Source organism: Streptomyces sp. NRRL S-1813 (assembly GCF_000719605.1).
GTDB lineage: Bacteria > Actinomycetota > Actinomycetes > Streptomycetales > Streptomycetaceae > Streptomyces > Streptomyces decoyicus.
On record NZ_JOHB01000088.1, the window covers coordinates 1 to 884 of the forward strand.

At 63.1% G+C, this 884-nt stretch carries 1 protein-coding gene; it reads left to right on the forward strand.

Annotated elements, in window-relative coordinates:
- Positions 1–25 precede the first annotated feature (25 nt).
- Positions 26–884 (forward strand): TauD/TfdA dioxygenase family protein (locus IF67_RS0138415; RefSeq protein ID WP_158713239.1); only part of this gene is annotated, 859 nt, incomplete at its 3' end.

Below are 884 nucleotides of genomic sequence, written 5' to 3' on the forward strand. Positions count from 1 at the left end.
AATCATTTATATAATCCAACTTAGAGTGCTAGTCTCGCAACTGTTGTTGTCGTTCGTGGTGTTGGGGGGCTGGCTGGTGGCTGGGCTGGTGTGGGAGCCGACGTCTGCGGGGTGGGGTGCGCGGGTCGAGGGGTGGGATCTGGGGGCGCCGTTGGGTGCGGAGTGTGCGGCGGCGTTGGTGGAGTTGTTCCGTGCGCGGCATCTGCTGGTGTTTTCGGGTCAGGGTTTCTCGTTGGAGGAGCAGATCCGGTTCATGGGGCATTTGGGTCCGGTGCTGCATGAGGAGGGTTCGGGGATCGGGTTTGTTTCGAATGTGAAGGAGGGGGCTGCTCTGGGGGTGAGTGAGCTGTCTTTCCATTCGGATACGGGGCATTGTGCGGTGCCGTTGGAGGCGGTGTCGCTTTTTGCTGAGGATGTTGAGGGGTGTGTGACGTCGACGCGGTTTGCGAATGTGGCGGCGGCGTATGGGCGTTTGCCGGCGGGTTTGCGGTCGCGGGTTGCGGGACTGGTGTGTGAGAACGCGATGCCGGTGTCGTTGGACGGCCGGAATGTGGGGTTGTCGGTGGCGGAGGGGATGCCGCGGGCGGAGCATCCGGTGGTGTGGCGTCATCCGGTGTCGGGGGAGCCGGGGCTGATGGTGAATGCGAATCAGACGACGCGGATCGTGGGCCTTGAGGGTGAAGAGAGCCGGGGGTTGCTGGAGGAGTTGTTCTCGGTGATGTATGCCGAGGATGCGGTGTATGAGCATTCCTGGCAGCAGGGGGATGTGGTGATCTGGCACAACCTGGCGGTTCAGCATGCGCGGGGTGGCCTGGAAGGTAATGGCCGGCGGACTCTGCGCCGGGTGGCGTTGGGTGAGAAGGGGTTTTGGGAGCAGTGCCCGA